The organism is Burkholderia lata (assembly GCF_000012945.1).
Classification (GTDB): Bacteria; Pseudomonadota; Gammaproteobacteria; order Burkholderiales; family Burkholderiaceae; genus Burkholderia; species Burkholderia lata.
On sequence record NC_007511.1, the window covers coordinates 3,580,496 to 3,587,082 of the forward strand.

Consider the following 6,587-nt stretch of genomic DNA (forward strand, 5'->3'; position numbering starts at 1 on the left):
GGGCCTCACGCGATGCCGACGTGTTGTACGGGCCGGTCCGTTTTGCCCGGCACGATGCCGCATCGAACGGCTCACGGCACACAGTCCGACGCGACATTTCACCTCGTCCCGAAAAATCTCACCTTCGGTGCATCGACTCCCGAATTTCCTCACCGTTGAAGCCCGGTGACATGTTCGTCGATCCGTCGAGTCGACGCGCGCGTCACAGCCCGAGGTCGGACAGCCCCGGATGATCGTCCGGACGACGGCCGAGCGGCCAGTGATAGAGACGATCCTGCTCGCGAATCGGCAGGTCGTTGATGCTCGCGTGACGATGTGCCATCAGGCCGTTTTCGTCGAACTCCCAGTTTTCGTTGCCATACGAACGGAACCAGTTGCCGGCGTCGTCATGCCATTCGTATGCGAAGCGCACCGCGATGCGATTGCCGTCGAACGCCCACAGCTCCTTGATCAGCCGGTAGTCGAGCTCGCGCGTCCACTTGCGCTGCAGCAGCCCGACGATCTCGTCGCGGCCGGTCACGAATTCCGCGCGGTTGCGCCATTGGCTTTGCGGCGTATAGGCGAGCGACACGCGCTGCGGGTCGCGCGTGTTCCATCCGTCCTCGGCGGCGCGCACCTTCTGGCGTGCCGTTTCGAGCGTGAAGGGCGGAACGGGCGGACGAACTTCGGGGGATGCGGACATGGATTGCTCCTGTTCAGGTTCTGGCCACGGACACTCGCGGCCGGTTCGGATTCGCTGCTTCGACTAGCGGGACACCGCGTCGAGCAGCAGTTCGGCCGTTGCGCGCGCATCGCGCGCAGCGTTTGCATCGCCGCTGACGAGCGCCACACCGATTGCGCCGTCGATCAGCACGAGCCACTGGCGCGCCAGGCGCGCGAGCCCGCGGCGCTCGATGCCGGTTTCGTCGGCATACGCATCGAACCGCTCGCGTACGAATGCCAGCAGGCGTGCCTTGTGCTCACGCGCGACGACGCGCACAGGGTCATCCGCGTCGGGAATCTCACCCGATGCGTTCAGGAACGCACAGCCGTGGAAGTCGGGCTGCCCGAACCAGTCGCGCAGCACGTCGAACATGCCGAGCAACTGCACGCGCGGCGCCTTGCCGCGCGCCAGCGTTGCATCGACGAACCAGCGCATCCAGCGCTCGTCGCGACGTTCGAGCGCGGCCACGACCAGCGCCTCTTTCGATTCGAAATGCGAATAAAAGCTCTTTCGGGCCGCGCCGGATCGCTTGACGATCGCATCGACGCCGGTTGCGTGGATGCCGCCCGAATAGATCAGCGCTTCGGCTGCATCGAGCAGCCGGTCGCGAACGCCCGGTTCGCCGGAGGGGTCGTGAAGTGTGTTCATGGGTTTACGGTAGAACGATCGTTCTCCATCGTCAACCCCGGCATGAAAAAGCCCTGTCGGCGAGAGGGCTGAATCGCGGCCGGGCCACGCGACGCGGCCCGGCGCGTTTACGACATTTTTTCTTGAAGCGGACGCGCGACGCTCACTACACTTCGGTCACCCTGTCTGGGCGAAAGGACATCATGCAGCGACCGGAATCCGCGCGCCCCGCGCGCGCCTATGCGGCTTATGCGAAACGGCTCGACGGCCGCGTCGTCGTACGGCGCTTCGACCCGCACAACGATTCGTACGACACGTTGACCGCGCTGCTGCATCGCGCGTTCGCGCCGCTCGGCGCATTGGGCTTCAACTGCCCGGGCGTCGATCAGCCGGCCTCGGCGACACGCGAACGCGTGCTCACCGGCGAGTGCTTCGTCGCACTCGGCAACGCGCACCTGGTCGCGACGATGACGATGCGTTCGCACGATCCCGATTCGCGCTGCGATCCGTACCGCAGCCGGCACGTGGCGACGCTCGGCCAACTGGCCGTCGATCCCGTCTGGCAGGATCGCGGCATCGGCCGTTCGCTGCTCGCGTTCGCGCAACGGCGGGCCGCCGCGCGCGGCGCGACGCACCTCGCACTCGACGCACCGTATGCGGCGATCCGGCTCATCGAGTTCTATCGTCGCGAAGGATTTCAACCGGTCGACGTGATGCGCTTTCCGGGACACAACTACGACAGCACGATCCTGTGCAAAGCCGTCGGCGTCGCGAACGGTCGCATCGTTGCCGGCGACACGACGCAGTTCGACGTCACGCGCCGAGTCGGTGCCGCTTCATGAAACACGATATGCCGAAGCGCGATGGCGGAGACGATCACACCCGGCTCGACATCCGGCAGGCACGCGTGCGCGCGGCGCGGCGACTGCGCGGTGTGTTGAAGCTGACGATTCTCACGATCGCGGTTGCCCAGGCGCTGGCGTTCGCGTTCGAAGGCCTGCTGGTCATGACCGGCTTCGCGCCGGATGCCGCGACGGTGCTGCTGTTCCGCTTCGTCACGTGCGCGCTGGTCAGCTTCTGGCTGCAGGCGGATGCGTTGCGCGCATATCAACACGCGGCCCGACACGGGTTCGTCACCGTTCCCGGCGCGCATGGCGAGCCGGCCGACATCGCGCCGCGGTGCCCGAAGCGCTGGCTCGTCGTGTTGAGTCTTCAGCTCGACCCGCGAGGGTTGAATGGTGAACGGATCAAGTAGCGGTCTGCGCACCGATCGATGTCCATTGACGTCGATCGCATCGCGCATGAGTGAGTCGCAACGACACGTGAAGGCTCACGGTTGATGGCGCGGTTCGACACGCATCGCATGGGTGCGTCGCGAACGATCACACGACAAGCCACGAGGGAAGTGCCCGGAAGAGGGGGAGCAGGTGCCGAACGGCGTGATGGCGGGAAGCGAGGCGACTGCCGACGGGTGAAGTGAACGTTCGATTGCAGGTCACCGATGTGCGATCGCATCGCGATTCGGCGCGCAAACACAGCTCCCGAATAATCTCACCTTGAGCCCGGATTCGCGTGCTTCGACTCGAAAACGCAGACGTAAAACAAAAACGGGGCAGGCGGCAAACACGCCGCACCGCCCCTTCGGCACTCAGGCCGTCCAGTCGAGAATCACCTTGCCGCTTTCACCCGACAACATCGCGGCGAATCCCTTCTCGTAATCGTCGGCCGCAAAACGATGCGTAATGATCGGCGACAGGTCGAGGCCGCTCTGCAGCATCGCGACCATCTTGTACCAGGTCTCGAACATCTCGCGGCCGTAGATGCCCTTGATCTCGAGCCCCTTGAAGATCACCTGGTTCCAGTCGATCGCCGTCTGCGCGGGCGGAATGCCGAGCAACGCGACCTTGCCGCCGTGGTTCATCGCCTCGAGCATGCTCGTGAACGCGCTCGGCACGCCCGACATTTCGAGGCCGACGTCAAAGCCTTCGGTCATGTGCAGGTCGGACATCACGTCGCGCAGCGACTCGCGCGCGACATTGACCGCGCGCGTCGCGCCCATCTTGCGCGCGAGTTCGAGCCGGTAGTCGTTGATGTCGGTGATCACGACGTTGCGCGCGCCGACGTGTTTCGCGATCGCGACGGCCATGATGCCGATCGGGCCCGCGCCGGTGATCAGCACGTCTTCGCCGACGAGGTTGAACGACAGCGCCGTGTGCGTCGCGTTGCCGAACGGATCGAAGATCGATGCGAGATCGTCGGAGATCTCCGGCGGAATCTTGAACGCGTTGAACGCAGGAATCGCCAGATACTCGGCGAACGCGCCTTCGCGGTTCACGCCGACACCGACCGTGTTGCGGCACAGATGCCGGCGCCCCGCGCGACAGTTGCGGCAGAAACCGCACGTGATGTGGCCTTCGCCGGACACGCGATCGCCAATCGCGAAGCCGCGCACTTCCTGCCCCATCTCGACGATCTCGCCGACGTATTCGTGACCGACGTGCATCGGCACGGGAATCGTCTTCTGCGCCCAGTCGTCCCACTTCCAGATATGGATGTCGGTGCCGCAGATCGCCGTGCGGCGGATCTTGATCAGCACGTCGTTGTGGCCGACTTCAGGACGCTTCACGCGCGTGAGCGTGAGGCCGGGGCCGCGTTCGAGCTTTGCCAGTGCTTTCATGATCGCGCCTCCGTCAAATGATGCCGAGCGACTTGCCGACGCGCACGAACGCGGCGACCGTCTGGTCGATCTGCTCGGGCGTATGCGCGGCGCTCATCTGCGTACGGATGCGCGCGCGACCGCGCGGCACGACGGGGAACGAGAAGCCGATCACGTAGACACCTTCGTCGAGCAGCTTGTCGGCCATGTTCGTCGCCAGCTGCGCGTCGCCGAGCATCACCGGGATGATCGGATGCGCACCCGGCACGAGCGTGAAGCCGGCTTCGGTCATCTGCTTGCGGAACCGCGCGCCGTTTTCGCGCACGCGCTCGCGCAGCTTCGCACCTTCTTCGCTGCCGAGCAGTTCCAGCACCTTCAGCGATGCCGCGGCGATGCTCGGCGTGAGCGTGTTCGAGAACAGATACGGGCGCGAGCGCTGGCGCAGCAGTTCGATGACCTCGCGACGCGCGGCGACGTAGCCGCCCGATGCGCCGCCGAGCGCCTTGCCGAGCGTGCCCGTGATGATGTCCACGCGGCCTTCGACGCCGCAATGCTCGGGCGTGCCGCGGCCGTGCGCGCCGATGAAGCCGACCGCGTGCGAATCGTCGACCATCACGATCGCGCCGTAACGATCGGCAAGATCGCAGATGCCTTTGAGATCGGCGATGATGCCGTCCATCGAGAATACGCCGTCGGTTGCGATCAGCTTGTGGCGCGCGCCCGCTGCGTCGGCTTCCTTGAGCTTCGCCTCGAGGTCGGCCAGGTCGTTGTTCTTGTAGCGGAAGCGCTTCGCCTTGCAGAGGCGAACGCCGTCGATGATGCTCGCGTGGTTCAGCTCGTCGCTGATCACCGCGTCGTTCTCGTCGAGCAGCGTCTCGAACAGCCCGCCGTTCGCGTCGAAGCAGCTCGAATAGAGGATGCTGTCCTCGGTGCCGAGAAACGCGGCCAGCGCGCTTTCCAGTTGCTTGTGCACGGTTTGCGTGCCGCAGATGAAGCGCACCGATGCCATGCCGAAGCCGTCCTGGTCGAGGCCGGCCTTCGCCGCGTCGATCAGGCGCGAATCGTTCGCCAGACCCAGATAGTTGTTCGCGCAGAAATTGAGCACGCCGGCACCACCGGCGAGCCGCACGTCCGCCGCCTGGGGACTCGCGATCTCGCGCTCGGTCTTGTAAAAACCGTCCGCGCGGATCTGGTCCAGCGTCCCGCGCACCTGGGCGAGAAAGGCATCACGCATCGCAAAGCTCCTGACAGGGTTTCGCATTCCGCAACGCGCCACTCGTGGCGGCGGCGCAACGGCCTGCTACTGTTATAGTCGGTCGTTCGGTTGACCGCATTTATCCGATATTCCGAACTAGAATTCGAAATATCGAACAACTCTAAGCGAACGGAATCCAAATGGCAAGTTCCTCCGGTTCGCGGCGCACACCTGCCAGCGCCGCACCGCAACCGCCGGCCGCAACGCCGCCGCGTGTCGGCGAGCAGATCCAGCGGCTGCGCAACGAACGCAAGCTGACACTCGACGACCTGTCGCGCGCGGCCGGCGTATCGAAATCGATGCTCTCCGAGATCGAACGCGACAAGGCCAACCCGACGATCGCCGTTGCGTGGCGGCTGACGAATGCACTCGGCATCACGCTCGACGAGCTGTTCTCGCAGCCGAAGGCAGCCGAGACCATCCGCGTCGACGGCCCGCACGACATCCCGACGCTCGCCGGCCATGACGGCCGCTACCAGTTGCGCGTTTGGGGCCCGATCGACCTCGCCGGCAAGTTCGAGTGGTACGAGCTGACGCTGCCTGGCGGCGGCGCACTGATATCGAACGCCCACGAACCCGGCACGCGCGAGCACCTCACCGTGCTGCAGGGCGCGATGGAAATCGAAGCCGCGGCAGCCAGCCGGCGCCTGAAAGTGGGCGACACCGCGCGCTACCCGGCCGATGAGCCGCACGCAATCCGCAATCCCGGCAAGGCCGAGGCGCGGGCACTGCTCATCGTGATACATCGCTGACGGCGCGAATAGCTGGCCAAAGGGCCAAAGGATCCATTGCAGGCCAGTTGCGGAAAGTACTGTATGTTTGTACAGTATACGGACATTCCGCCATGCATGGGCCGGAGCCGGCGCACCGAGGCGCCCGCCCGGTCGACAGGAGCCTGCAATGACAGAAGAACAAGATTTGGCCGCGCTCAGCTTCAAGGCTGCCGCGCACGATCTCGAGCTGATCGTCCGGCATATCGCCGGGCGCTACATCCACCAGCGCGTCCCGCTGACGTGGCGCCTGCTGCATGCCATCGAGGCCGAGGCACTCGCCGATCTCGGCTTTGCCAGCCGGCACGAGACCGGCATGCGTCAATTGTTCGAACGGCAGTTGGACATGGCGTTTCCCGAAACGGACGATCCAATCGACTTCGGGCGCTCGAATGCGCTGCCCGCCGTTTTTTCGTTCGCGGTTCTCGCCTATGAAGCAGCGTCAACCGCGTCGAACGACACGGCGCCGCCCGCGCGCGTTCACCGCCCGTCCAAGGCATGGGGTGACTGACCCCCAGCCCGGGCCGCCGCGTATGGCGGCCTTGTCCAGCCTCTTGCTGCCCGAGACGTTGCGGA

At 65.2% G+C, this 6,587-nt stretch carries 8 protein-coding genes; 4 read left to right on the forward strand and 4 right to left on the reverse strand.

What is annotated here, in order from left to right:
- Positions 1 to 202: 202 nt before the first annotated feature.
- Together BCEP18194_RS38550 and BCEP18194_RS38555 are read right to left on the reverse strand one after the other, a co-directional pair.
- Positions 203 to 682 (reverse strand): DUF1348 family protein, encoded by a 480-nt coding sequence (locus BCEP18194_RS38550; protein WP_011356761.1) that lies wholly within the window; start codon positions 680 to 682, stop codon positions 203 to 205.
- A 63-nt stretch (positions 683 to 745) separates the two neighbouring features.
- Entirely contained in the window at positions 746 to 1,351 is a 606-nt protein-coding gene (locus BCEP18194_RS38555; protein WP_011356762.1) for a TetR/AcrR family transcriptional regulator, read from the reverse strand.
- Between the two features lie 182 nt (positions 1,352 to 1,533).
- Between BCEP18194_RS38555 and BCEP18194_RS38560 the strand changes: the two genes are divergently transcribed.
- Together BCEP18194_RS38560 and BCEP18194_RS38565 are read left to right on the forward strand one after the other, a co-directional pair.
- Entirely contained in the window at positions 1,534 to 2,172 is a 639-nt protein-coding gene (locus BCEP18194_RS38560) for a GNAT family N-acetyltransferase (RefSeq protein WP_011356763.1), read from the forward strand.
- Positions 2,169 to 2,585: a hypothetical protein gene (locus tag BCEP18194_RS38565; RefSeq protein WP_011356764.1), complete on the forward strand. Its 417-nt coding sequence runs from the start codon at positions 2,169 to 2,171 to the stop codon at positions 2,583 to 2,585. The genes BCEP18194_RS38560 and BCEP18194_RS38565 overlap by 4 nt, the downstream gene beginning before the upstream one ends.
- Before the next feature lie 393 nt (positions 2,586 to 2,978).
- Here the strand turns inward: BCEP18194_RS38565 and tdh are convergent, their stop codons facing one another.
- Positions 2,979 to 4,007, reverse strand: coding sequence for an L-threonine 3-dehydrogenase (gene tdh / locus BCEP18194_RS38570; RefSeq protein ID WP_011356765.1), 1,029 nt, complete (start codon positions 4,005 to 4,007; stop codon positions 2,979 to 2,981).
- A 13-nt stretch (positions 4,008 to 4,020) separates the two neighbouring features.
- Positions 4,021 to 5,220, reverse strand: coding sequence for a glycine C-acetyltransferase (locus tag BCEP18194_RS38575; RefSeq protein WP_011356766.1), 1,200 nt, complete (start codon positions 5,218 to 5,220; stop codon positions 4,021 to 4,023).
- Positions 5,221 to 5,381: 161 nt separating this feature from the next.
- Here BCEP18194_RS38575 and BCEP18194_RS38580 point away from each other — a divergent pair, with 161 nt between their 5' ends.
- Complete coding sequence (locus BCEP18194_RS38580) at positions 5,382 to 5,993, forward strand: helix-turn-helix domain-containing protein (RefSeq protein WP_011356767.1); 612 nt, start codon at positions 5,382 to 5,384, stop codon at positions 5,991 to 5,993.
- Between the two features lie 148 nt (positions 5,994 to 6,141).
- On the forward strand, positions 6,142 to 6,522 hold the full coding sequence (locus BCEP18194_RS38585; RefSeq protein WP_011356768.1) for a DUF2471 family protein: 381 nt from the start codon (positions 6,142 to 6,144) through the stop codon (positions 6,520 to 6,522).
- Positions 6,523 to 6,587: the final 65 nt, after the last annotated feature.

What these genes read in the sequence shown, in the direction of transcription:
- BCEP18194_RS38575 (WP_011356766.1), bottom strand. Translation starts at nt 5,220, where the DNA reads ATGCGTGATGCCTTTCTCGCCCAGGTGCGCGGGACGCTGGACCAGATC.
- BCEP18194_RS38565 (WP_011356764.1), top strand. Translation starts at nt 2,169, where the DNA reads ATGAAACACGATATGCCGAAGCGCGATGGCGGAGACGATCACACCCGG.
- BCEP18194_RS38555 (WP_011356762.1), bottom strand. Translation starts at nt 1,351, where the DNA reads ATGAACACACTTCACGACCCCTCCGGCGAACCGGGCGTTCGCGACCGG.
- BCEP18194_RS38560 (WP_011356763.1), top strand. Translation starts at nt 1,534, where the DNA reads ATGCAGCGACCGGAATCCGCGCGCCCCGCGCGCGCCTATGCGGCTTAT.
- BCEP18194_RS38585 (WP_011356768.1), top strand. Translation starts at nt 6,142, where the DNA reads ATGACAGAAGAACAAGATTTGGCCGCGCTCAGCTTCAAGGCTGCCGCG.
- BCEP18194_RS38550 (WP_011356761.1), bottom strand. Translation starts at nt 682, where the DNA reads ATGTCCGCATCCCCCGAAGTTCGTCCGCCCGTTCCGCCCTTCACGCTC.
- BCEP18194_RS38580 (WP_011356767.1), top strand. Translation starts at nt 5,382, where the DNA reads ATGGCAAGTTCCTCCGGTTCGCGGCGCACACCTGCCAGCGCCGCACCG.
- tdh (WP_011356765.1), bottom strand. Translation starts at nt 4,007, where the DNA reads ATGAAAGCACTGGCAAAGCTCGAACGCGGCCCCGGCCTCACGCTCACG.